The 21,955-nt window shown below is 56.2% G+C and carries 18 protein-coding genes; 8 read left to right on the top strand and 10 right to left on the bottom strand.

Annotated features, from left to right (window positions below; all coding sequences use genetic code 11):
- Positions 1–5 precede the first annotated feature (5 nt).
- Complete coding sequence (gene secA, locus AB6V08_RS08145; RefSeq protein WP_368542206.1) at positions 6–2,711, top strand: preprotein translocase subunit SecA; 2,706 nt, start codon at positions 6–8, stop codon at positions 2,709–2,711.
- A gap of 57 nt (positions 2,712–2,768) precedes the next feature.
- Entirely contained in the window at positions 2,769–3,161 is a 393-nt protein-coding gene (mutT, locus tag AB6V08_RS08140; RefSeq protein ID WP_368542205.1) for an 8-oxo-dGTP diphosphatase MutT, read from the top strand.
- 34 nt (positions 3,162–3,195) lie between these two features.
- Here mutT and yacG read toward each other — a convergent pair whose 3' ends face one another.
- Genes yacG through coaE form a run of 3 tightly spaced genes read right to left on the bottom strand, consistent with a single transcriptional unit; the run spans position 3,196 to position 4,763 of the window.
- Positions 3,196–3,390 carry a DNA gyrase inhibitor YacG gene (yacG, locus tag AB6V08_RS08135; RefSeq protein ID WP_368542204.1) on the bottom strand — a complete coding sequence of 65 codons (195 nt, stop codon included), beginning with the start codon at positions 3,388–3,390 and terminating at the stop codon, positions 3,196–3,198.
- A gap of 9 nt (positions 3,391–3,399) precedes the next feature.
- Positions 3,400–4,143 (bottom strand): cell division protein ZapD, encoded by a 744-nt coding sequence (gene zapD / locus AB6V08_RS08130; RefSeq protein WP_368542203.1) that lies wholly within the window; start codon positions 4,141–4,143, stop codon positions 3,400–3,402.
- A complete protein-coding gene (coaE, locus tag AB6V08_RS08125) occupies positions 4,143–4,763 on the bottom strand; it encodes a dephospho-CoA kinase (protein ID WP_368542202.1) in 621 nt (206 codons plus the stop codon). The genes zapD and coaE overlap by 1 nt, the downstream gene beginning before the upstream one ends.
- A 227-nt stretch (positions 4,764–4,990) precedes the next feature.
- Between coaE and AB6V08_RS08120 the strand changes: the two genes are divergently transcribed.
- Positions 4,991–6,034: a GMP reductase gene (locus AB6V08_RS08120; protein WP_368542201.1), complete on the top strand. Its 1,044-nt coding sequence runs from the start codon at positions 4,991–4,993 to the stop codon at positions 6,032–6,034.
- Positions 6,035–6,068: 34 nt separating this feature from the next.
- Here the strand turns inward: AB6V08_RS08120 and hofC are convergent, their stop codons facing one another.
- The 4 genes from hofC to nadC form a co-directional block, all read right to left on the bottom strand.
- Positions 6,069–7,265, bottom strand: coding sequence for a protein transport protein HofC (gene hofC / locus AB6V08_RS08115; RefSeq protein ID WP_368542200.1), 1,197 nt, complete (start codon positions 7,263–7,265; stop codon positions 6,069–6,071).
- On the bottom strand, positions 7,255–8,637 hold the full coding sequence (gspE, locus tag AB6V08_RS08110) for a type II secretion system protein GspE (protein ID WP_368542199.1): 1,383 nt from the start codon (positions 8,635–8,637) through the stop codon (positions 7,255–7,257). The genes hofC and gspE overlap by 11 nt, the downstream gene beginning before the upstream one ends.
- Before the next feature lie 12 nt (positions 8,638–8,649).
- Positions 8,650–9,087, bottom strand: coding sequence for a prepilin peptidase-dependent pilin (ppdD, locus tag AB6V08_RS08105; protein ID WP_368542198.1), 438 nt, complete (start codon positions 9,085–9,087; stop codon positions 8,650–8,652).
- A gap of 176 nt (positions 9,088–9,263) precedes the next feature.
- On the bottom strand, positions 9,264–10,157 hold the full coding sequence (nadC, locus tag AB6V08_RS08100; protein WP_368542197.1) for a carboxylating nicotinate-nucleotide diphosphorylase: 894 nt from the start codon (positions 10,155–10,157) through the stop codon (positions 9,264–9,266).
- Between the two features lie 87 nt (positions 10,158–10,244).
- On the opposite strand from nadC, the gene ampD reads away from it, so the two are divergent.
- Together ampD and ampE are read left to right on the top strand one after the other, a co-directional pair.
- The gene (ampD, locus tag AB6V08_RS08095; RefSeq protein WP_368542196.1) at positions 10,245–10,808 is read left to right on the top strand and encodes a 1,6-anhydro-N-acetylmuramyl-L-alanine amidase AmpD; all 564 of its coding nucleotides are present in this window, start codon (positions 10,245–10,247) and stop codon (positions 10,806–10,808) included.
- Positions 10,805–11,659 carry a beta-lactamase regulator AmpE gene (ampE, locus tag AB6V08_RS08090; protein ID WP_368542195.1) on the top strand — a complete coding sequence of 285 codons (855 nt, stop codon included), beginning with the start codon at positions 10,805–10,807 and terminating at the stop codon, positions 11,657–11,659. The genes ampD and ampE overlap by 4 nt, the downstream gene beginning before the upstream one ends.
- An 18-nt stretch (positions 11,660–11,677) precedes the next feature.
- Here the strand turns inward: ampE and AB6V08_RS08085 are convergent, their stop codons facing one another.
- From AB6V08_RS08085 to aroP, 3 genes are all read right to left on the bottom strand, one after another.
- Complete coding sequence (locus AB6V08_RS08085) at positions 11,678–12,628, bottom strand: glycoside hydrolase family 43 protein (protein ID WP_368542194.1); 951 nt, start codon at positions 12,626–12,628, stop codon at positions 11,678–11,680.
- A 123-nt stretch (positions 12,629–12,751) separates the two neighbouring features.
- Positions 12,752–14,161, bottom strand: coding sequence for a glycoside-pentoside-hexuronide (GPH):cation symporter (locus AB6V08_RS08080; RefSeq protein WP_368542193.1), 1,410 nt, complete (start codon positions 14,159–14,161; stop codon positions 12,752–12,754).
- Between the two features lie 165 nt (positions 14,162–14,326).
- On the bottom strand, positions 14,327–15,700 hold the full coding sequence (gene aroP / locus AB6V08_RS08075) for an aromatic amino acid transporter AroP (RefSeq protein WP_368542192.1): 1,374 nt from the start codon (positions 15,698–15,700) through the stop codon (positions 14,327–14,329).
- 536 nt (positions 15,701–16,236) lie between these two features.
- On the opposite strand from aroP, the gene pdhR reads away from it, so the two are divergent.
- The 3 genes from pdhR to aceF all read left to right on the top strand — a co-directional run bounded on the left by pdhR (position 16,237) and on the right by aceF (position 21,824).
- Positions 16,237–17,001 carry a pyruvate dehydrogenase complex transcriptional repressor PdhR gene (gene pdhR / locus AB6V08_RS08070; RefSeq protein ID WP_013095596.1) on the top strand — a complete coding sequence of 255 codons (765 nt, stop codon included), beginning with the start codon at positions 16,237–16,239 and terminating at the stop codon, positions 16,999–17,001.
- A gap of 243 nt (positions 17,002–17,244) precedes the next feature.
- The gene (aceE, locus tag AB6V08_RS08065; RefSeq protein ID WP_368542191.1) at positions 17,245–19,908 is read left to right on the top strand and encodes a pyruvate dehydrogenase (acetyl-transferring), homodimeric type; all 2,664 of its coding nucleotides are present in this window, start codon (positions 17,245–17,247) and stop codon (positions 19,906–19,908) included.
- Positions 19,909–19,922: 14 nt separating this feature from the next.
- Positions 19,923–21,824, top strand: coding sequence for a pyruvate dehydrogenase complex dihydrolipoyllysine-residue acetyltransferase (gene aceF / locus AB6V08_RS08060; RefSeq protein WP_368542190.1), 1,902 nt, complete (start codon positions 19,923–19,925; stop codon positions 21,822–21,824).
- Positions 21,825–21,955: the final 131 nt, after the last annotated feature.

The raw sequence follows: 21,955 nt of genomic DNA, 5'->3' as shown, positions 1-21,955 counted from the left end.
TTATTATGCTAATCAAATTATTAACTAAAGTTTTTGGTAGTCGTAACGATCGTACCCTGCGCCGTATGCGTAAGGCTGTAGCCGTCATCAACGGTATGGAACCGGCAATGGAAAAGCTGTCTGACGACGAGCTGAAAGCCAAAACCGGTGAGTTCCGCGCGCGTCTGGAAAAAGGTGAAACCTTAGAAAGCCTGATCCCAGAAGCCTTTGCCGTGGTGCGTGAAGCAAGTAAACGCGTGTTCGGCATGCGTCACTTCGACGTGCAGCTGCTGGGCGGCATGGTGCTGAACGAACGCTGCATCGCGGAAATGCGTACCGGTGAAGGTAAAACCCTGACCGCGACGCTGCCTGCTTACCTGAACGCGCTGACCGGTAAAGGCGTTCACGTTGTTACCGTCAACGACTATCTGGCGCAGCGTGACGCCGAAAACAACCGTCCACTGTTCGAATTCCTGGGCATGACCGTCGGCATCAACATGTCCGGCCTGCCAGCACCGGCTAAGCGTGATGCGTATAACGCGGATATCACCTACGGTACGAACAACGAATACGGCTTCGACTACCTGCGTGACAACATGGCGTTCAGCCCTGAAGAGCGCGTACAGCGTAAGCTGCACTATGCGCTGGTGGATGAGGTTGACTCCATTCTCATCGACGAAGCGCGTACCCCGCTGATCATCTCCGGTCCGGCTGAAGACAGCTCCGAAATGTACCGTAAAGTCGACAAAATCATTCCACACCTGCTGCGTCAGGAAAAAGAAGACTCCGACACCTTCCAGGGTGAAGGTCACTTCTCCGTTGACGAAAAAGCGCGTCAGGTGAACCTGACCGAGCGTGGTCTGGTGCAAATCGAAGAGCTGCTGGTTGCGCAGGGCATTATGGAAGAGGGCGAGTCGCTTTACTCTCCGAGCAACATCATGCTGATGCACCACGTAACTGCGGCGCTGCGCGCTCATGCGCTGTTCACCCGCGATGTGGATTACATTGTTAAAGACGGCGAAGTGATCATCGTCGATGAACACACTGGCCGTACCATGCAGGGTCGCCGCTGGTCTGACGGTTTGCACCAGGCCGTTGAAGCCAAAGAAGGCGTTGATATTCAAAACGAAAACCAGACGCTGGCATCCATCACCTTCCAGAACTACTTCCGTCTGTACGAGAAGCTGGCAGGTATGACCGGTACTGCAGATACCGAAGCGTTTGAATTCAGCTCCATCTACAAGCTGGATACCGTGGTTGTTCCAACCAACCGTCCGATGATCCGTAAGGATATGCCGGATCTGGTTTACATGACCGAAGCGGAAAAAATTCAGGCGATCATCGAAGATATTCGCGATCGTACTGCTGCTGGCCAGCCGGTGCTGGTAGGTACTATCTCCATTGAGAAATCCGAAGTGGTTTCCAATGAGCTGACCAAAGCGGGCATTAAGCACAACGTTCTGAACGCCAAGTTCCACGCTAAAGAAGCGGATATCGTTGCGCAGGCCGGTTATCCTGGCGCTGTAACAATCGCAACCAACATGGCGGGTCGTGGTACTGACATTATGCTCGGCGGCAGCTGGCAGGCAGAAGTGGCCGAGCTGGAAAACCCAACGCCAGAGCAGATTGCCCAGATCAAAGCTGACTGGCAGGTTCGCCACGATGCGGTACTGGCTTCCGGCGGCTTGCACATCATTGGTACTGAGCGTCACGAATCTCGTCGTATCGATAACCAGCTCCGCGGTCGTGCGGGTCGTCAGGGTGATGCCGGTTCTTCCCGCTTCTACCTGTCGATGGAAGATGCGCTGATGCGTATTTTCGCCTCTGATCGCGTGTCCGGCATGATGCGTAAGCTGGGCATGAAACCTGGCGAAGCGATTGAACACCCGTGGGTGACTAAGGCCATCGCCAACGCACAGCGTAAAGTTGAAAGCCGTAACTTCGACATCCGTAAACAGCTGCTTGAATACGATGATGTGGCGAACGACCAGCGTCGCGCTATCTACACCCAGCGTAACGAGCTGCTCGACGTGTCCGACGTGAGCGAAACCATCAACAGCATTCGTGAAGACGTCTTCAAAGCGACCATCGATGGCCACATTCCACCGCAGTCTCTGGAAGAGATGTGGGATATCGAAGGCCTGCAGGAACGTCTGAAAAACGACTTCGACCTCGAGCTGCCAATCAAAGAGTGGCTGGACAAAGAGCCGGAGCTGCACGAAGAAACGCTGCGCGAGCGCATCTTCGAAACTGCGCTGGAAGTTTACAAGCGTAAAGAAGAAGTGGTTGGCGCAGAGATGATGCGTCACTTCGAAAAAGGCGTGATGCTGCAGACTTTGGACTCCCTGTGGAAAGAGCACCTGGCGGCGATGGATTACCTGCGTCAGGGTATCCACCTGCGCGGCTATGCGCAGAAGGATCCTAAGCAGGAGTACAAACGTGAGTCCTTTGCTATGTTTGCCTCTATGCTGGAGTCGCTGAAGTACGAAGTGATCAGCACCCTGAGCAAGGTTCAGGTGCGTATGCCGGAAGAAGTTGAAGCGATGGAGCAGCAGCGTCGCGAAGAGGCTGAGCGCCTGGCGCAGATGCAGCAGCTGAGCCACCAGACTGACGAGAGCGAAGCGGCTGCGGCAATCGCGGCGCAGACCGGCGATCGTAAAGTCGGGCGTAACGATCCGTGCCCATGTGGTTCCGGTAAAAAATACAAAGCGTGCCACGGCCGTCTGAGCTAAGAGCATAACAAACCGAAAAGGCGCAGATATCTGCGCCTTTTTTATGGAAGCGACACTATGAAAACACTGCAAATCGCCGTCGGGATTATTCGCAACCCGCAAAACCAAATTTTCATCACCCAACGCGCTGCCGATGCGCACATGGCAAACAAATGGGAGTTTCCCGGCGGGAAAATTGAGTCGGGAGAGACGCCGGAGCAGGCGCTGATCCGCGAGCTTCAGGAAGAGGTAGGGATCACGCCCGTCGGCGCAACGCTCTTTGATAAACTCGAATACCAGTTTCCCGATCGCCATATCACCCTGTGGTTCTGGCTTGTCGAGAGCTGGGAAGGGGAACCCTGGGGGAAAGAGGGGCAGCCGGGACAGTGGGTAGAACTTCAGGCAGCGGATGCGGAAAAATTCCCGCCAGCCAACGAGCCCGTTATTGCCCGATTAGTGGAAGGCAAATAAGCCTGCCGGACGATGCGCCAGCAGGCCTTAACGGTTACTGCTGGTTTTCACTCCAGTCATCGCTGTCGGAGAGATCGCCTTCGCTTGGAATGCGTTTCTCTTCTGCCGCCCACTCGCCGAGATCGATCAGCTGGCAGCGCTTGCAGCAGAACGGGCGAAACGGACTCACCTCACCCCAGACAACGGTTTTGCCGCAGGTAGGGCAACTTACGGTTGTGACTTCAGACATCTAAACTCCTTAACAGCAGGCCAGCTCGAAATCGAGGCGTTCCGGTACGGTGCCATTTTCGCTGTCCAGCGGCATAAATCGAATTGCAAAACGGCTCTTGTGGCCCGAGATTTGCGGGTAAAGCTGATCGCCAAGTGACAGCGTCAGGCGCAGCAGATCGGCGTCGTCGCCGTTGTCCTGATAAAAGCCGTTCAGGCTGGTCTGCTTGCGGAAAGGCGCGGAGTTGCGCACGAGATCGAGAATCAGCGAGAGCGCCTGGTTCATCGGCTCAAGGCTGGCGAGCCAGCCGTTCACGTGAACATCGCGTTGCGCCTGCGGCATATGCAGCCACATGTGAAGGGTTGGCAGGTCAAAGCTGCAGCAGCCGCCGGGAATACTCAGGCGCTGGCGCACCAGGCCGATCAGGCGATCTTCGCGCAGGAACTGCCCCACGCGCGGCGCGGCCATCAGAATGCCGCTGCTGTTTTTCAGCTGCTGGCGAAGAGCGTCAATGCGGCTCTGGTCAACGCCCGGTACTTCATTCCATGCCTGTAATTTACGCTGCTGGCGCTCAAGCTCTTTCAACAGCTCGGTACGCACGTCACCGCGCTCGACGACATCCAGCAGATCGCCAACGTTGCGGAAAAAATGCAGCGCCGTGGCGTGATCGTTGACGGGCAGATGTTGTGAAAGCTGTTGAACTAAAAACTCAATGCGCAGCCAGGTACGCATTTTTTCGTTAAGCGGGTGCTCAAAAAGGATATGAGTGGTCATTATGGTTTTTCCTGTGCAACGGCCTGCGCGGCGAACGTCAGATACTGCTCGTGCAGACGGGCAACATCCGATGCGATAGCATCTGGTGCGCCGTTATTATCAATAACATCATCCGCGACAGCAAGGCGCGCTTCACGCGTGGCCTGAGCAGCAAGGATTTGTTCAGCATGGGTTCGCGAGACATGGTCGCGCGCCATGGTGCGGGCAATCTGCGTTTCGGGGGAAACATCGATAACCAGAACCCGGTCGGCTTTTTTCTGCAGCTGATTCTCAACCAGCAGAGGCACAACCCACAGCACATAAGGTGAACGGGCTTCTGCCATCTGGCGCTGTGTTTCCTGGTGGATAATGGGGTGGAGCAGGGCGTTAAGCCAGACCTTTTCCGACGAGTCAGAAAAAATGCATTCTCTGAGCTGCCGGCGATTGAGCGTGCCATCCTCGTTGAGAATAGCGCTTCCGAAATGGGCTGCGATGGCCTTTAGCGCGGGTGTATTCGGCTCTACCACCTGACGGGCAATAATATCGGCATCAATAACTGAGATACCCAGACGTGAAAATGCGTCTGCAACGGTACTTTTGCCACTACCGATGCCGCCGGTTAATGCGACGATATACCCCATTAAATCAAATCCTGGGAATTATTCATTATGAAAATCAGTTGCTTAAAATTTAAACGTAGAGCAGCGAATGTTTAACTCTCTTTACCCGCTTTTATGCAGGTAAATTTATAGGATTGTAGCGTAAAAAAAGAGAATTTCGCAGTCTTGCGGAGCAGGTATTAGTGCGTATGATAGCGTCACTGGAGTTGTGCTTTTAAATATTTGCCTCTAACCCCAGGAATCCGCACATGCGTATCGAAGAAGATCTGAAGTTAGGTTTCAAAGACGTTCTTATCCGCCCTAAACGCTCTACGCTGAAAAGTCGCTCAGACGTTGAACTCGACCGTCAATTCACCTTTAAACATTCCGGTCAGACCTGGTCTGGTGTGCCGATCATTGCCGCTAACATGGACACCGTGGGCACCTTCGAAATGGCGACCGCGCTGGCGAAGTTCGACATTCTCACCGCCGTGCATAAACACTACAGCCCGGAAGAGTGGAACGACTTTGTCGCTTCTGCTTCCGAAGATGTTATCAAACATGCCGTGGTATCCACCGGCACCTCCGACGCCGATTTCGAGAAGACCAAACAGATTCTGGCTGCCAACCCGGCGCTGAATTTCGTTTGTATTGACGTTGCGAATGGTTATTCCGAACACTTCGTTCAGTTCGTCAGCAAAGCGCGTGAAGCCTGGCCGACAAAAACCATTATCGCGGGTAACGTTGTGACCGGCGAAATGTGTGAAGAGCTGATTCTTTCCGGCGCAGATATCGTGAAGGTCGGTATTGGCCCTGGCTCCGTGTGCACCACGCGTGTGAAAACCGGTGTCGGCTATCCGCAGCTTTCTGCGGTGATTGAGTGCGCTGATGCGGCTCACGGTCTCGGCGGCCAGATCATCAGCGACGGCGGCTGCACCATGCCAGGCGATGTCGCGAAAGCCTTCGGTGGCGGCGCAGACTTCGTCATGCTCGGCGGAATGCTGGCAGGCCACGAAGAGAGCGGCGGCACCGTCGTTGAAGAGAACGGCGAGAAATTTATGCTGTTCTACGGCATGAGCTCTGAATCTGCCATGACTCGCCACGTGGGCGGCGTTGCGAAATATCGCGCAGCAGAAGGTAAAACCGTGAAGCTGCCTCTGCGCGGCCCGGTAGAAAATACCGCGCTCGATATTCTCGGCGGCCTGCGTTCAGCCTGCACCTACGTGGGAGCATCTCGCCTGAAAGAGCTGACCAAACGCACCACGTTTATCCGCGTTCAGGAACAGGAAAACCGCATTTTCAATAGCCTGTAATGGCCTCTCGCTGGCGCAGCGTCATGCGCCAGCGCTATCCCGCGCTCATGGCATCTCCCAGGTGGAAAATGGGAAGATACATTGCCACCACCAGCGTGCCGATTATCACTCCGGTCACAATCAACAGTACTGGCTCCATCAAAGCGGCCAGGCTATCTGCCTGCTGAAACGCGTGTTCGGTGTGGTGGCGCGCCAGGTTCGCCAGCATGATATCGAGCGCCCCGGAAATTTCACCTGTGCGCACCAGCTGTATGCAAAGCGGCGTAAACACCGCGGCGTTTTGAAACGCTGACCAGACGGGCGATCCCCGCTCGACCTCTTCGCGCATGGCGTGAACGATCTCCTGCCAGTAACGATTCTGGGTCGTCTCCTCCACGCTTTCCAGCCCCTGTAAAAAGGCGATACCCGCCTGCTGCGTGAGCGAGAGCACGGTGAATATTTGCCCCAGCCTGTGCCCTTTTGCCAGCGAACCCACCGCGGGCATTTGCAGCAGAATGCGCTGGCTCACGCGCTGCCATCGCGGATCCCGCCGTAGGCTGTAAACGAGCAGGGCAGGTATCAGCAGCAAAACGACGAGCACCATCAACCACTCCTCAATGAAGGTTGCCAGCCCCATGACCATCCGGGTCAGCAGCGGAAGGGGAGTATTAAACGTTTTATAGATAGCTGCGAACTCTGGCAGCACCAGCGTCACCATCGCCAGCACCACGGCGACGGCCAGCGTCAGGACGATCAGGGGATAGCGCAGCGCTTTTTTCACCCTGGCGTTGAGAAGCTGCTGTGATTTTTGCTGCTGAGCGAGCTGCCGACAGCAGGTTTCCAGCTTTCCCGTCAGCTCGCCCGTTTTCACCATCGACACGTACAGCGGACTAAATACGTTGGGCCATTTTTTTAACGCCTCCGAAAATGCCGATCCTTCACTCAGATCGTCTGCCAGGCTTTGTAAAAGGGCCTGCCATTGGGTCAAAGGGTGCTGTTGCGCCAGCATTTGCAGGCTGTCGGACAGCGTAATCCCGGCCTGGAGTAGGGTCGCAAGCTGGCTAAACACCTCGTAGCAGTGATTGGCCTGCCAGCGATGGCGCGGGGAGCAGCGCGTCAGGGTTAGCGGGTGCAGGGCCTTATGCATCAATGCGGTAAACGCCGCTTCGCGGCAGGTTGCCCACAGCGCACCGCTTTGCAGCTCGCCGTCGAGCGTCAGCGCCCGCCAGCGCCAGAGTTGATTAGCTGCCATCGGGCATCCCCAGAACGCGTATCAGCTCTTCCAGTGTGGTAAGTCCCTGTTCGACTGCCATGCAGCCATGCTCGAACAGAGTCATCATCCCGGTCTGCCGGGCGCTGGCTTCGATAACCTCGACGGCTGCGCCGCCGGAAATCGCCTGCCGAAGGGGATTATCCACGGTCAGCACTTCAAACAGCGCAACGCGCCCGTAAAAGCCGTGATAGCAACGCTCGCACCCCACGGGCTGCCAGTGGGGGAGCTCGCGTGGCCACAGCGTGCGCGGCATGGCCGTTTTGGTTTGTCCCTCCCGTCGGCAGTGCGGGCACAGGCGGCGAACCAGACGCTGAGAGATAACCAAAGAGAGTGCAGAGGCAATCATCCAGCGGGCAACGCCCATCTGCTGCAGGCGGATCAGCGCTTCTGCCGTCGAGTTTGTATGGAGCGTGGAGAGCACCAGATGCCCGGTCTGGGCGGCGTTAATGGCTATCTCGGCCGTTTCGCCGTCGCGGATCTCACCGACCATGATGATGTCCGGGTCCTGGCGAAGCAGCGCGCGCAGCACGCTTTGAAAGCTTAAGCCCGCGCGGGGGTTAATCTGCGTCTGGTTTAAGCCGGGCAGGGGGATCTCAATCGGGTCTTCGACGCTGCAGATATTCACATCAGACGTATTGCGGGCCTGTAACGCGCTGTAGAGCGTCACGGTTTTCCCGCTTCCCGTTGGCCCGGTGACGAGGATCAACCCCTGTGGCTGGTGGAGCACCCTGGTGAAGCGCGCCAGCTGATCGGCGTTCATCCCCAGCAGACCAACGTCCAGCGCCTGATTGACCTGCTGCAACAGGCGCAGAACAATTTTCTCCCCATTGCTGCAGGGCAGCGTGGCGATGCGAAAAGAGACAGGCTCGTTCGCCAGCTCCACCGTAAACTGCCCGTCCTGCGGCAGGCGGCGCTCGGCAATGTCCAGATTCCCCAGCACTTTTAGCCGTGCGGTGAGCGTTGCAGCCAGCTCTGCGGACAACGATGGCTGTGGGGTTAACACGCCATCAATGCGCAGGCGGATATGGCAGGCCTGCTCCGTGGGCTCAATGTGGATATCAGACGCACGCTGGTTCATGGCCTGCAAAAGCGTGCGGTTGAGAATATCCACCGCAGAGGCGGTATTAGCGGCGACGGGCAGATGGGACTGCGCGGCGAGCTGCCTGTGCTTTTCCATGCGCTCGCGGGGCCAGCATTCGATATCAATGCGCTTTTGCGTGGCGAAGCGTAAGGCCTCCATCAGCTCGGCGTTCGGTGTTCCCACTACGGCAATGCTGACTTTGCCGGCATCGCTGGCAAGCAGCTGGGCGTTGTGGCGCTGGCACAGCGCCATGAGTTGTTCGAATTTCATGGGCGGCTCCTGCTACTTGCTGTTGAAGCGGAAGATCTCTTCGCAGGCCTGCCTGAGCGCGCTGTCGCTGGCGATGGTGCAGGTACGCGTCCAGCCCGTGATGCCGTTGCCGTTGCCCCACAGCGGCGTGAGGCTGACCTCAAGCCCGTTAAGACTCTCCTGACCGGAGACCGAGACCGTGCCTTTTGCCACGCTCATGGCGGAAACGTAGCGGGACGTGGCAGGCGACGGAATGCCGTTACTGCCGCCGTCGCAGCCGTCCGTTCCGCCCCGCTCCAGCGCGCAGAGTTCGACCGCCGTTCGGTAGGGAGTGACGGTTTGCAGCATATCGGTCAAAGCGGCTTTTCGCAGGTAGCTCTGGTAAGCGGGAATGCCTATCGCGCTCAGAATGGCAATAATGCCAATGACCACCATCAGCTCAATGAGCGTGAATCCTTGTTGTCTGTTCATATCTGCTCCTCAGAAAAAGTGGCGCTACTGTGGCAGCGAGGAGGCGTTGAGACGAGCGGCAAAAAAGGAAACGTGAAGGCGCTTTCAGGGATTAATGACGGGGTTGCAGTGCGGAACAGCAGATTTGCGAGTCGCCTCGTATTTCCCCTCTCCGGGCGGAGAGGGGAAGCGGGGGATTACTTAAAGCGCATTGAGAGATCGAGGGCGCGGACGTGTTTGGTCAGCGCGCCGACGGAGATAAAATCAACGCCCGTTTCGGCGAATTCGCGGATGGTGTCGAAGGTCACGTTGCCGGAAACCTCAAGCTGCGCCTGACCGTTGGTGCGTTTTACCGCTTCGCGCATCTGCTCGGTTTCAAAGTTATCCAGCATGATGATATCGGCCCCGGCGCTGATGGCTTCATCCAGCTCTTCCAGCGTTTCCACTTCCACCTCGACCGGCACGTCCGGGTGCAGCCAGAAGGCTTTTTCCACCGCCTGACGCACGGAGCCAGAGGCAATAATGTGGTTTTCTTTGATGAGGAAGGCGTCGGAGAGGCCCAGACGGTGGTTCGCGCCGCCGCCGCACAGCACCGCGTACTTCAGCGCGGTACGCAGGCCCGGCAGGGTTTTACGCGTGTCGAGCAGCTGAGTTTGGGTGCCCGCCAGCAGGTCGGTGTAGCGGCGAACTTCGCTGGCGACGCCGGACAGCGTCTGCACAAAGTTAAGCGCGGTGCGTTCGCCGGTCAGCAGCACGCGAGAAGGGCCGTCGAGTTCGAACAGCGGCTGATTTGCGCGGATGGCATCGCCGTCTTCCACATGCCAGGTGACCTGCACATCGTCGCCAGCAAGCTGAGTGAACACCTCTTCGACCCAGCGCTTACCGCAAAACACGCCGTCTTCGCGGGTGATGATGACCGCGTGGGAGCGCGTCTCTTTTGGTAATAATTGCGCGGTAATATCGTTGTCGGCATTGACGTCGCCGCCCAGATCTTCTTTCAGGGCATGGGCAACGCTTGCCGGGATATCCAGGTTAATACGTTCCAGAAGCGCGTCACGTCGGTGGTCGGGGTTGTAGCGGCGAGGCGGCATGATAAAACTCCAAATTGGTAACGAATCATAATATTGAAACATGCTACTCTGAACCGAGTAACAGCACCATACATAAGGAGTTCCAGCATGTTGTTAGAAAACGGATGGCTAGTGGACGCGCGGCATGTGCCCTCGCCGCACCACGATTGCCGCCCGGAGGATGAAAAGCCCACACTGCTGGTGGTTCACAATATCAGTCTTCCGCCTGGGGAATTTGGCGGGCCGTGGATTGATGCATTATTCACGGGAACGATTGATCCCAACGCTCATCCCTTCTTTGCTGAAATCGCGCATCTGCGCGTGTCGGCGCACTGCCTGATCCGCCGTGACGGAGAGATTGTTCAGTATGTTCCGTTTGATAAGCGCGCCTGGCACGCCGGGGTGTCGGTTTACCAGGGGCGCGAACGCTGCAATGATTTTTCGATTGGTATCGAACTGGAAGGAACTGACACCACGCCGTATACCGACGCGCAGTATCAACAGCTGGCTGCCGTGGCGCAGACCCTGATCGGAATGTATCCCGCGATAGCCGAGAATATAACCGGGCACAGCGACATTGCCCCGGTGAGAAAAACCGACCCCGGTCCGGCGTTTGACTGGTCGCGTTTTCACGCCATGCTTACCGCTTCGTCAGATAAGGAGATAACATGACGTTGTTTACCATGCTGCTGGTTATCATCGCCGAGCGTTTGTTTAAGCTCGGTGAACACTGGCAATTGGATCATCGACTCGAAGTCTTTTTCCGCAGAATCAAACACTTTTCCATGCTGCGCACGCTGCTGATGATGGCGGGCGTGATGCTGGTTACTTTCCTCCTGCTGCGCGCGCTGTACGGCCTGTTTTTCAACGTGCCGCTGCTGGTGGTGTGGATCCTGCTCGGCGTGCTGTGCATTGGCGCGGGCAAGGTGCGGCTGCACTATCACGCCTACCTGAAAGCGGCATCGCGTGATGATGCCCATGCGCGTGCCGCAATGGCCAGCGAGCTGACCATGATCCACGGCGTGCCGCCGGATTGCGACGAGCGTGATTTCCTTCGCGAGCTGCAAAACGCGCTGCTGTGGATTAACTTCCGCTTTTATCTGGCGCCGCTGTTCTGGTTTGTGGTGGGTGGTCCGTGGGGGCCGGTACTGCTGATGGGCTATGCCTTTTTACGCGCCTGGCAGAGCTGGCTTGCCCGTTATCTCACCCCGCACGAGCGCTTGCAGTCCGGGATTGATGCCATTCTGCACGTGCTTGACTGGCTTCCGGTGCGCCTGGTTGGGGTGGTGTACGCGCTGATTGGTCACGGTGAAAAGGCGCTCCCGGCCTGGTTTGCCTCTCTGGGCGACCGCCATACCTCACAGTATCAGGTGCTGACGCGTCTGGCGCAGTTCTCCCTGGCGCGTGAACCGCATACCGACAAGGTAGAAACGCCGAAAGCGGCGGTTTCCATGGCCAAGAAAACGTCGTTTGTGGTGATTGTGGTCGTGGCGCTGCTGACGATTTACGGCACGCTGGTGTAGGCCAGCGCGCCGCATCATTTACTGCGTATCAGCGGGCGGGATGCCGAAATCGGGCATCCCGTTTTCTTTCCAGCGCACTCGCTTCAGGCGGGTATGGCGATTGGGATCGTAAAGCGGATCGCCTTCAATTTCGGTGTAGTTACGCGCGTGATACACCAGCACATCTTCCCCTTCCGGCGTTTGCGTAAAGCTGTTGTGCCCAGGCCCGTACTGGCGGTTTTCGTAGCTGGTTTTGAAAACCGGATGGGGCGATTTATGCCAGTTCGCCGGGTTTTGCGGATCGGCGTTCATGTCTATCCACAGCAGCCCCATGCAGTAATTTTCATCCGTGGCGCTGGCGGAATAGCTGATAAATAGCCTGTCATCGTGCACCAGCACCGCCGGGCCTTCGTTGACCCAAAAGCCGCGGCACTCCCAGTCGTATTCCGGCTGGCTCAGCATCACCGGCTCGCCCTTGAGCGTCCAGGGATTTTCCATTTCGCACAAATAGAGGTTGGAGTTGCCGGAGATATCCGGGGCCTTTTGCGCCCACAGATACCAGCGCTTGCCCTGATGCACGAAGGTGGTGGCGTCCAGCGCGAAGGTGTCGAACGGGGTGACGATTTGCCCTTTTTCCTCCCAGCTGCCGGTAAGCGGATCCGGCCCGGCACATTCGATAGCGAACATGCGGTGCTGGAACATCCCGAGCTTATCCAGCGCCTGCGTGTGGGTGGCGGCAAAATAGATGTACCACTTACCGTCGATGTGGTGCAGCTCTGGCGCCCAGATAAGCTGGCTCATCGGGCCGGTATCGGGCTTGCGCCACACCACGACCTCTTCGGCGCTGCGTAAGCCTTCCAGCGTGTCGGCACGGCGGATTGCCAGCCTGTCGTACTGCGGCACGGAGGCGATGAAATAGTACTGCCCCTCATGATGCAGAATGTACGGATCGGCGCGTTGTTCGATAAACGGGTTTGGCCAGGTTTGCATTCGGCTCTCCTTATTTGGTCTCAGCGGCTTTGAGTTCCTGATATACCCTTCATACTTCAAGTTGCATGTGCGTTGGCTGCACTCGTTCACCCCAATCACGTACTTATGTACGCTCCCGGGGATTCACTCACTTGCCGCCTTCCTGCAACTCGAATTATTTAGGGTATAGTCGTTCAGCTCGCGGTAGTTGTTCCGGCGCTTTTCCAGGTCTGCCTGGATCTGCTTCATGGTGTCGCGGTCAACCTTCAGCAGACGCACCACCCCCGCGGTGATGAGGTATCCCACGCCCGGAATGACGGTAAAGAGCAGCACGATCCCGTTGATGGCATCCGCGCTTTGCGCTTTTGCACCCGCGTCATAGCCGTACCAGGAGAGCAGGAAGCCAACCATCGCACCGGCAATCGCCAGCCCGAGTTTGAGGAAGAAGATGTTGCCGGAGAAGCTGATCCCGGTGATGCGTTTACCGGTTTTCCACTCGCCGTAGTCGTCCACGTCGGCCATCAGCGACCAGTGCAGCGGGGAAGGGACCTGGTGCAGGATGTTGAGCAGGAAGTAGAGCACCACGATGGCGGTGGTCGCTTTCGGATCGAAGAAATAGAACGCGCAGGAGAAAATCGCCAGCGCGATGTTGGTCCAGAAGAACACCTTCAGCTTACACCAGCGGTCGGTCAGGACTTTTGCCAGCATACTGCCGAACATCATGCCCACCACGCCGAGGCTGATAAACAGGGTGGCGAAGTGGGTGCTTTGGCCCATTACCCAGGTGACGTAGTACATCGTCGCCGCCATGCGGATAAACCCGGGGCAGACGTTGCAGAGCGTCAGCAGCAAAATGCGCACCCACTGGTCGTTTTTCCACACGTCCCTGAGATCGTTTTTCAGCTCGTCGTTGGTTTGCACCGCCGGGCGCACGCGCTCGCGCACGGTGGCGAAGCAGAACAGGAACATGCAGGTCCCGATCAGCGCCAGCACGGTCATCGCCATCTGGTAGCCTTTGGCCTTGTTGTCGCCGCCGAACCAGTCGGCCATCGGCAGCAGCGTCAGGGAGAGCAGCAGGGTGGCGATACCCACCAGCACAAAGCGCCAGGACTGGCAGGCCACGCGCTCCTTCGGATCGTTGGTGATCACGCCGCCCAGCGAGCAGTACGGAATGTTAATGGCGGTGTAGGTCAGCGACAGCAGGAAATAGGTGACAAACGCATAGATAACCTTGCTGTTATAGCTCCATTCCGGCGTGGTGAACATCAGGATGCTGAACAGCGCATAGGGGAAGGCAATCCACAGCAGCCATGGACGAAATCGTCCGTATTTACTGCGGGTACGGTCGGCGATCGCCCCCATGATCGGGTCCGTTACGGCGTCGATAACCCGCACTGAGAGCAACAATACCCCCACCAGTGCGGGGGCCAGGCCGAAAATATCCGTATAAAAATAGTTAACAAACAGCATGATGGCGCCGAAGATGATGTTGCATCCTGCGTCGCCCATCCCATAGCCGATCTTTTCTTTGACTGAAAGCTTTGTGTTATCCATTGACTGCTCTCCGGGTTACGGTATGGAGAGAATTATTCGCTGGCAATCAAATATATGCGTTGCAGTATAAAGTCGGTGATATGGATTAAATGGCTGTCGGCGAGAATATGTGAGGAAGGTAACAACTCGACGCGCCCGCAAAGCGCGGGCACGTCGGGGAGGGGATTAATGCGCTTTTACGGCGTTGCGGGTTTTCTCTTTACACAGGTAGCCCACGCCGAGAACGGCAATCCAGACCGGGATCAGGTAAACAGAAATCGCCATGCCCGGGGTGATGACCATGATGACCAGCACCGCCACCATGAACAGCAGGCAGATCCAGTTACCCAGCGGATAGAACAGCGCCGGGAAGCGGGTGGTTACGCCCTGCTGCTGTTTCGCGCGGCGGAACTTCATGTGCGCCAGGCTGATCATCGCCCAGTTGATCACCAGAGCAGAGACCACCAGCGCCATCAGCAGGCCAAAGGCCGACTCCGGTGCAAGGTAGTTAATCAATACGCACAGCGCGGTGACGACGGCAGAGACCAGGATGGTGTTAACCGGTACGCCGCGCTTATCCACGTTGAGCAGCGCTTTCGGAGCGTTGCCCTGCTGCGCCAGGCCGAACAGCATACGGCTGTTGCAGTAGACGCAGCTGTTATAAACGGACAGCGCCGCGGTCAGCACCACCACGTTCAGGGCGTTTGCCACGAGGGTGTCGCCAAGCTCATGGAAGATAAGCACGAACGGGCTGGTGTCGGCGGTGACGCGCGTCCACGGCAGCAGGGAGAGCAGAACGGCCAGTGAACCCACATAGAAGATCAGAATGCGGTAGATAACCTGGTTGGTGGCTTTCGGGATGCTCTGCTCCGGGTTATCGGCTTCGGCTGCGGTGATCCCCACCAGCTCAAGGCCGCCGAAGGAGAACATGATAATCGCCATCATCATCACCAGCCCGGTCATACCGTGAGGCAGGAACCCGCCCTGCTCCCAGAGGTTACGCACCGTCGCCTGCGGGCCGCCGTTGCCGCTGAACAGCAGCCAGCCGCCGAAGATGATCATCGCCACCACGGCAATGACTTTAATGATGGCAAACCAGAACTCCATCTCACCGAACACTTTTACGTTGGTCAGGTTGATGGCGTTAATGATAACGAAGAAGGCCGCCGCGGAGGCCCAGGTGGGGATCTCCGGATACCAGAACTGAATGTACTTGCCGACGGCGGTCAGCTCGGCCATGGCAACCAGCACGTACAGTACCCAGTAGTTCCAGCCGGAGGCGAAGCCCGCAAAGCCGCCCCAGTATTTATAGGCGAAGTGGCTGAACGAGCCTGCAACCGGCTCCTCAACCACCATCTCACCCAGCTGACGCATAATCAGGAAGGCGATGAACCCCGCGATAGCGTAACCCAAAATAATGCCAGGGCCGGCGGACTGGATAACGGATGCGCTTCCCAGAAACAGGCCGGTACCGATAGCACCACCTAATGCGATGAGCTGTATATGGCGGTTTTTAAGTCCGCGCTTTAGCTGATCGCCGTGCTGTTGACCTTCCATCATGAAACCTCGTGTGTGGTTGTTATGTTCACGCAATGGCGTGTGTAATTACGAAAGTCCATTTCATGTATTATTTTCTTTACGGACTAAGGGTGTGAAATATTCGGAAGCATCTTCCGTAGGCGCAAGAATAGTGATAAGTGCGAGCGAATGCACCTGCTTTATGAAGGGGTGATGACGAGTTGAATAAAAAGAAAGCATTTGTAAATCTGCCCGTTAGTCGTTCCTACCCCAACCTATAGAATAGAAATGCTCCATAAGTGGGCGAATTTTCATTATTTGCCTTGTTGAATCGCTTCAGATTGCAAAAACCCTCGTTTCATTATGGTTAAAACTCCCTCGAAGGGGGTAATCAACTCATTTGTGCAAAGTTACATTTCTGAAACGTTATTTCTGTAAGGTTGTTAAAATGTGCAAGGTTTACTGATTTCAATCAAAACCAATATGGACAGAAGGTGAATACTTTGTTACTTTAGCGATACGAACTTGAAATTGGTAAGACCAATTGACTCCGGGCAAAAAGGCGTAAGACAGGGAATATGGCCTACAGCAAAATTCGCCAACCAAAATTATCCGATGTGATCGAACAGCAGCTGGAGTTTTTGATCCTCGAAGGGACGCTGCGCCCTGGTGAAAAACTCCCGCCTGAACGCGAGCTGGCCAAACAGTTCGACGTTTCCCGCCCCTCGCTGCGTGAGGCAATTCAACGCCTCGAAGCCAAGGGCCTGCTGCTTCGTCGCCAGGGTGGCGGAACCTTTGTGCAAAACAGCCTGTGGCAGAGCTTCAGCGATCCGCTGGTAGAGCTTCTTTCTGACCACCCCGAATCCCAGTTTGACCTGCTTGAGACCCGTCACGCGCTTGAAGGTATCGCGGCCTATTACGCCGCCCTTCGCAGCACTGATGAAGATCGCGTGCGCATCCGCGAGCTGCATCAGGCCATTGAACGGGCACAGCAGTCCGGCGACTTAGACGCCGAGTCCAATGCCGTCGTCCAGTATCAGATTGCCGTCACCGAAGCGGCACACAATGTGGTGTTGCTACACTTGCTACGCTGCATGGAGCCGATGCTGGCCCAGAACGTTCGTCAGAATTTTGAATTGTTGTATGCCCGTCGGGACATGCTCCCACTGGTAAGCAACCATCGCACCCGAGTATTCGAGGCGATAATGGCCGGGGAACCGGAGCAGGCGCGCGAAGCGTCGCACCGCCATCTGGCTTTCATTGAGGAAATCTTGCTGGACCGCAGCCGAGAACAATCGCGTCGCGAACGTTCGTTACGCCGCATACAGCAACGAAAGGATTAAGCGCCAGGGTTTTTTAGAGCGCGGCAACTAAACGCAGAACCTGTCTTATTGCGCTTTTAGTTTTCGAAATAGTTTGGGTGTATCGCGGCGGCAAGCGCGCGAATCCCCAGGAGCATAGTTAACTATGTGACTGGGGTGAGGAAGCGCAGCCAACAAAGAGACAGCCCGAAATATGAAGAAAGGAAAGTGCAATGGGACAGGTTCCAGACAAATCAACGTATTAGATAGATAAGGAATACCCCCATGTCAGAACGTCTCCAAAATGACGTGGATCCGATCGAAACTCGCGACTGGCTACAGGCGATCGAATCGGTCATCCGTGAAGAAGGTGTTGAGCGCGCTCAGTATCTGATTGATCAGCTGCTTTCAGAAGCCCGTAAAGGTGGCGTGAAGGTCGCTTCAGGTGCAGGGGCTAGCAACTACGTAAACACGATTGCCGTCGAAGACGAACCGGAATACCCGGGCAATCTGGATCTGGAACGCCGCATTCGTTCTGCAATCCGCTGGAACGCCATCATGACCGTTCTGCGCGCTTCCAAGAAAGATCTGGAGCTGGGCGGCCACATGGCGTCCTTCCAGTCTTCTGCAACCGTTTACGAAGTGTGCTTCAACCACTTCTTCCGTGCAGCTAACGAGAAAGACGGCGGCGATCTGGTGTACTTCCAGGGCCACATCTCTCCGGGCATCTATGCACGTGCATTCCTGGAAGGTCGTCTGACTGAAGAGCAGATGAACAACTTCCGTCAGGAAGTTCACGGTAAAGGTCTGTCCTCTTATCCGCACCCTAAACTGATGCCTGAATTCTGGCAGTTCCCGACCGTATCTATGGGTCTGGGTCCTATCGGTGCGATCTACCAGGCTAAATTCCTGAAATATCTGGAACACCGTGGGCTGAAAGACACCTCTGAGCAGACCGTATACGCCTTCCTGGGCGACGGCGAAATGGATGAGCCAGAATCTAAAGGCGCGATCACCATCGCGACCCGTGAGAAGCTGGACAACCTGTGCTTCATCATCAACTGTAACCTGCAGCGTCTGGATGGTCCGGTAACCGGCAACGGCAAGATCATCAACGAACTGGAAGGCATCTTCGCAGGTGCTGGCTGGAACGTGATTAAAGTCATGTGGGGCGGTCGTTGGGATGAGCTGCTGCGTAAAGACACCAGCGGTAAACTGATCCAGCTGATGAACGAAACCGTTGACGGTGACTATCAGACCTTCAAATCTAAAGACGGTGCCTACGTTCGTGAGCACTTCTTCGGTAAATATCCTGAAACCGCAGCACTGGTTGCAGACTGGACTGACGAGCAGATCTGGGCGCTGAACCGCGGTGGTCACGATCCGAAGAAAGTCTACGCTGCACTGAAAAAAGCGCAGGAAACCAAAGGTAAAGCGACTGTAATCCTGGCCCACACCATCAAAGGTTACGGCATGGGTGATACCGCAGAAGGTAAAAACATCGCTCACCAGGTTAAGAAAATGAACATGGACGGCGTGCGTTATATCCGCGACCGTTTCAACGTTCCAGTGACCGATGAGCAGGTAGAAAACCTGTCCTACATCACCTTCCCGGAAGGTTCTGAAGAGCACAAGTACCTGCACGAACGTCGTCAGGCGCTGAAAGGCTACCTGCCTGCTCGTCAGCCTAACTTCACCGAGAAGCTGGAACTGCCGGCGCTGGAAGACTTCTCTCAGCTGCTGGAAGAGCAGAACAAAGAGATCTCCACCACTATCGCCTTCGTGCGTGCCCTGAACGTGATGCTGAAGAACAAGTCGATCAAAGATCGCCTGGTGCCAATCATCGCTGACGAAGCGCGTACTTTCGGTATGGAAGGTCTGTTCCGTCAGATCGGTATCTACAGCCCGAACGGCCAGCAGTACACCCCGCAGGACCGTGAGCAGGTTGCATACTACAAAGAAGACGAGAAAGGCCAGATCCTGCAGGAAGGTATCAACGAGCTGGGCGCAGGCGCATCCTGGCTGGCTGCTGCGACCTCTTACAGCACCAACAACCTGCCGATGATCCCGTTCTACATCTACTACTCCATGTTCGGGTTCCAGCGTATCGGTGACCTGTGCTGGCAGGCTGGCGACCAGCAGGCTCGCGGCTTCCTGGTAGGTGGTACTTCCGGTCGTACGACCCTGAACGGTGAAGGTCTGCAGCACGAAGATGGCCACAGCCACATTCAGTCTCTGACTATCCCTAACTGTATCTCTTACGATCCGTCTTACGCGTACGAAGTGGCAGTCATCATGCATGACGGTCTGCAGCGTATGTACGGCGAAGCGCAGGAGAACATTTACTACTACATCACCACGCTGAACGAAAACTACCACATGCCAGCGATGCCGGAAGGCGCCGAGGAAGGTATCCGTAAAGGTATCTACAAACTCGAAACCCTCGAAGGCAGCAAAGGTAAAGTTCAGCTGCTGGGCTCCGGTTCTATCCTGCGTCACGTCCGTGAAGCAGCGCAGATCCTGGCGAAAGACTACGGTGTGGGTTCCGACGTGTACTCTGTGACCTCCTTCACTGAACTGGCGCGTGATGGCCAGGATTGTGAGCGCTGGAACATGCTGCACCCAATGGAAACGCCGCGCGTTCCGTACATCGCTCAGGTGATGAACGATGCGCCAGCGGTGGCGTCTACTGACTATATGAAACTGTTCGCTGAGCAGGTTCGTACTTACGTACCGGCTGATGATTATCGCGTACTGGGTACTGACGGCTTCGGTCGTTCTGACAGCCGCGAAAACCTGCGTCACCACTTCGAAGTTGATGCTTCCTACGTGGTTGTAGCAGCCCTGGGCGAACTGGCTAAACGTGGCGAAATCGATAAGAAAGTGGTTGCAGACGCAATTACCAAATTCAACATCGATGCAGAAAAAGTTAACCCGCGTCTGGCGTAAGAGGTAAAAGAATAATGGCTATCGAAATCAATGTACCGGACATCGGGGCTGATGAAGTTGAAATCACCGAGATCCTGGTCAAAGTGGGCGACAAAGTTGAAGCTGAACAGTCGCTGATCACCGTAGAGGGCGATAAAGCCTCTATGGAAGTTCCGTCTCCTCAGGCTGGCATCGTTAAAGAGATCAAAGTCTCTGTTGGCGATAAAACCGAGACCGGCAAACTGATCATGATTTTCGATTCCGCCGACGGTGCAGCAGCTGCTGCACCTGCGCAGGAAGAGAAGAAAGAAGCCGCTCCGGCCGCCGCTGCTCCAGCCGCTGCCGCGAGCGCGAAAGAAGTGAACGTGCCTGACATCGGCGGTGACGAAGTTGAAGTCACTGAAATCCTGGTGAAAGTGGGCGATTCCGTGACCGCTGAGCAGTCGCTGATTACCGTAGAAGGCGACAAAGCCTCTATGGAAGTTCCGGCGCCGTTCGCGGGTACCGTTAAAGAGATCAAAATCAACACCGGTGACAAAGTGTCTACCGGCTCCCTGATCATGATCTTCGAAGTGGCGGGTGCTGCACCTGCTGCCGCGCCTGCACAGGCAGCGGCACCGGCTCAGGCTGCTGCACCAGCAGCCGCTGGCGGCGCGAAAGACGTTAACGTACCGGACATCGGCGGTGACGAAGTTGAAGTGACCGAAGTGATGGTGAAAGTGGGCGACAAAGTTGCCGCTGAACAGTCACTGATCACCGTTGAAGGCGACAAGGCTTCTATGGAAGTCCCTGCGCCGTTCGCGGGTACGGTTAAAGAGATCAAAATCAGCACCGGCGACAAAGTGTCTACCGGCTCTCTGATCATGGTCTTCGAAGTGGAAGGCGCTGCGCCTGCTGCTGCTCCGGCGGCTGCGGCTGCTCCAGCACCGGCTGCTGCTCCGGCTCAGGCGGCTAAACCTGCCGCGGCCCCAGCTGCGAAAGCAGAAGGCAAATCTGAATTCGCTGAAAACGACGCTTACGTCCACGCGACTCCGCTGATCCGCCGCCTGGCGCGCGAATTCGGTGTGAACCTGGCGAAAGTGAAAGGCACCGGCCGTAAAGGTCGCATCCTGCGCGAAGACGTTCAGACCTACGTGAAAGACGCGGTGAAACGCGCTGAAGCTGCACCTGCTGCAGCCGCTGGCGGCGGTATCCCGGGCATGCTGCCATGGCCGAAAGTGGACTTCAGCAAGTTCGGCGAAATCGAAGAAGTTGAGCTGGGCCGTATCCAGAAAATCTCTGGTGCAAACCTGAGCCGTAACTGGGTGATGATCCCGCACGTTACGCACTTCGACAAAACCGATATCACCGATCTGGAAGCCTTCCGTAAGCAGCAGAACGTCGAAGCTGAGAAGCGTAAGCTGGACGTGAAATTCACCCCAGTGGTCTTCATCATGAAAGCGGTTGCTGCGGCGCTGGAACAGATGCCACGCTTCAACAGCTCCCTGTCCGAAGACGGCCAGAAGCTGACGCTGAAGAAATACATCAACATCGGTGTTGCGGTTGATACGCCAAATGGTCTGGTTGTTCCGGTCTTCAAAGACGTGAACAAGAAGAGCATCACCGAGCTGTCCCGTGAACTGACCGTGATCTCCAAGAAAGCGCGTGATGGCAAGCTGACCGCTGGCGAAATGCAGGGCGGTTGCTTCACCATCTCCAGCATCGGCGGCCTGGGTACTACCCACTTCGCGCCGATTGTTAACGCGCCTGAAGTTGCGATCCTTGGCGTGTCCAAGTCCGCGATGGAGCCGGTATGGAATGGCAAAGAGTTCATGCCGCGTCTGATGATGCCAATCTCTCTGTCCTTCGACCACCGCGTGATCGACGGTGCTGATGGTGCGCGTTTCATCACCATCATCAACAACATGCTGAGCGACATTCGCCGCCTGGTGATGTAATCGAAAAGCCGGCCAATCGGCCGGCTTTTTTCTGGTAATCTCATGAAGTCTGTGAGGTTATGAGCGAAAGCGACAATTCGTGAGCCGTTTGTTGTTTCAAAATTGTTAACAATTTTGTAAAATACGGGCGG

The sequence above is a fragment of the Enterobacter soli genome, assembly GCF_964208575.1.
Lineage (GTDB): Bacteria > Pseudomonadota > Gammaproteobacteria > Enterobacterales > Enterobacteriaceae > Enterobacter > Enterobacter soli_A.
Note: the sequence above shows the minus strand (reverse complement) of the source record. Positions and strands in the feature narration are given on the sequence as shown.

What these genes read in the sequence shown, in the direction of transcription:
- secA (WP_368542206.1), top strand. Translation starts at nt 6, where the DNA reads ATGCTAATCAAATTATTAACTAAAGTTTTTGGTAGTCGTAACGATCGT.
- mutT (WP_368542205.1), top strand. Translation starts at nt 2,769, where the DNA reads ATGAAAACACTGCAAATCGCCGTCGGGATTATTCGCAACCCGCAAAAC.
- yacG (WP_368542204.1), bottom strand. Translation starts at nt 3,390, where the DNA reads ATGTCTGAAGTCACAACCGTAAGTTGCCCTACCTGCGGCAAAACCGTT.
- zapD (WP_368542203.1), bottom strand. Translation starts at nt 4,143, where the DNA reads ATGACCACTCATATCCTTTTTGAGCACCCGCTTAACGAAAAAATGCGT.
- coaE (WP_368542202.1), bottom strand. Translation starts at nt 4,763, where the DNA reads ATGGGGTATATCGTCGCATTAACCGGCGGCATCGGTAGTGGCAAAAGT.
- AB6V08_RS08120 (WP_368542201.1), top strand. Translation starts at nt 4,991, where the DNA reads ATGCGTATCGAAGAAGATCTGAAGTTAGGTTTCAAAGACGTTCTTATC.
- hofC (WP_368542200.1), bottom strand. Translation starts at nt 7,265, where the DNA reads ATGGCAGCTAATCAACTCTGGCGCTGGCGGGCGCTGACGCTCGACGGC.
- gspE (WP_368542199.1), bottom strand. Translation starts at nt 8,637, where the DNA reads ATGAAATTCGAACAACTCATGGCGCTGTGCCAGCGCCACAACGCCCAG.
- ppdD (WP_368542198.1), bottom strand. Translation starts at nt 9,087, where the DNA reads ATGAACAGACAACAAGGATTCACGCTCATTGAGCTGATGGTGGTCATT.
- nadC (WP_368542197.1), bottom strand. Translation starts at nt 10,157, where the DNA reads ATGCCGCCTCGCCGCTACAACCCCGACCACCGACGTGACGCGCTTCTG.
- ampD (WP_368542196.1), top strand. Translation starts at nt 10,245, where the DNA reads ATGTTGTTAGAAAACGGATGGCTAGTGGACGCGCGGCATGTGCCCTCG.
- ampE (WP_368542195.1), top strand. Translation starts at nt 10,805, where the DNA reads ATGACGTTGTTTACCATGCTGCTGGTTATCATCGCCGAGCGTTTGTTT.
- AB6V08_RS08085 (WP_368542194.1), bottom strand. Translation starts at nt 12,628, where the DNA reads ATGCAAACCTGGCCAAACCCGTTTATCGAACAACGCGCCGATCCGTAC.
- AB6V08_RS08080 (WP_368542193.1), bottom strand. Translation starts at nt 14,161, where the DNA reads ATGGATAACACAAAGCTTTCAGTCAAAGAAAAGATCGGCTATGGGATG.
- aroP (WP_368542192.1), bottom strand. Translation starts at nt 15,700, where the DNA reads ATGATGGAAGGTCAACAGCACGGCGATCAGCTAAAGCGCGGACTTAAA.
- pdhR (WP_013095596.1), top strand. Translation starts at nt 16,237, where the DNA reads ATGGCCTACAGCAAAATTCGCCAACCAAAATTATCCGATGTGATCGAA.
- aceE (WP_368542191.1), top strand. Translation starts at nt 17,245, where the DNA reads ATGTCAGAACGTCTCCAAAATGACGTGGATCCGATCGAAACTCGCGAC.
- aceF (WP_368542190.1), top strand. Translation starts at nt 19,923, where the DNA reads ATGGCTATCGAAATCAATGTACCGGACATCGGGGCTGATGAAGTTGAA.